This window comes from Streptomyces sp. SID1328, from assembly GCF_009865595.1.
Taxonomy (GTDB): domain Bacteria; phylum Actinomycetota; class Actinomycetes; order Streptomycetales; family Streptomycetaceae; genus Streptomyces; species Streptomyces griseoluteus.
In genome coordinates, this window is record NZ_WWKH01000022.1 from 1 (window position 1) to 1,291 (window position 1,291).

2 protein-coding genes are annotated in these 1,291 nt (G+C 72.1%); both read right to left on the reverse strand.

Going from position 1 to position 1,291, the window contains the following annotated elements; genetic code table 11:
* On the reverse strand, window positions 1-925 hold a 925-nt coding region (locus tag GT030_RS00695), incomplete at its 3' end, for a glycosyltransferase (RefSeq protein WP_161199318.1).
* Between the two features lie 6 nt (window positions 926-931).
* Window positions 932-1,291 (reverse strand): CDP-glycerol glycerophosphotransferase family protein (locus tag GT030_RS00700; RefSeq protein ID WP_202448876.1); only part of this gene is annotated, 360 nt, incomplete at its 5' end.

The following is a 1,291-nucleotide window of genomic DNA, read 5'->3' on the forward strand; positions in this document are numbered from 1 at the left end:
ACGCCCCGTAGCCGCCCTCCAGCACACGGGTCTCGCCCTCGGCGCGGGTGCCCTCCGGCCGGTGCGTGCGGAACATCTCCACCGTGCGCCGGAAGAACTCGGCCCTGTCACCCGGCGGCAGCCGGTCCGGCTTGGCCAGGATGTCCAGGCAGTGCTCGCCCATCTTGCGGTGGAGGTACGGCCGCCACCGCCACAGCTCCGGGCGCGACTCGACGAACGCGAAGACCCGCTCGTACTGGTCGTGCACGTCGAAGTGCTTGCGGCTGGTGGTGGAGAGGATGTTGCCCTGCCTGCGCTGGCGGTAGTGCAGACAGATCCGGTCGAGCGTGGCGATGCGGCCGGCGCTCAGCATGACCGGGAACGTCCACGGGGTGTCCTCGTAGTAGCCCGGCGGGAACTCGAAGCCGCCCGCCGTCACGAAGTCGCGGCGGTAGACCTTGTTCCACACCACCATCAGCAGATCGAGGATCTCCGGCCGTTCGGCCGCCGTGAAGGTGCCGTCCTCGGCCGCGAGCACGTGTGCGAGGACGTTGCGGCGGGTGCCGCCCCACCAGTAGGTGCGGGCGTAGTCGAAGACCAGCACGTCCGGGTCCCCGGTCTCGGCGAGGCGGCCGGCGACGGCGGCGAGGGCGCCCGGGGTCAAGGTGTCGTCGCTGTCGAGGAACAGCAGGTAGTCGCCGGTGGCGTGCGGCATCCCGGCGTTGCGGGCCCGCCCGAGGCCGACGTTCTCCGGCAGGTGCAGCACCTTCACGCGGGGATCGCGCCCGGCGTACTCGTCGAGGATCGCGCCGCAGCCGTCCGGTGAGCGGTCGTCCACGGCGATCACCTCCAGATCGCCGAAGGACTGCCCGAGCACCGAGTCCAGGCACTCGCGCAGGAAGCCCTGCACCTTGAAGCAGGGGACGATGACACTGAAGCGGGGCACGGCGGATCAGCTCCTCACGAGGGACGCGGCGGCGGGGGCGGGCACACGCTCGGCGAGCGGCACCACCGGCGGCAGCGCCTCCGGCGGCTCACCGAGCAGCACCCGGCGCACGACCCGCTCGGCCGCGCGCCCGTCGTCGAACTCGCAGAACCGCTCCCGGAACACGGCCCGGCGCGCGGCGGACTCCTCGCCCCGGTACTCGCCCTCGCGGAAGACCCGCGCCAGCTCCTCGGGCGTACGGGCCACCGGGCCCGGCGCCTCGGCCATCAGGTCGAAGTACACGCCCCGCGTCTCGCGGTAGACCTCCCAGTCGTCCGCGAACACCACGATCGGGCGGTCCAGGTTGGCGTAGTCGAACATGATCGA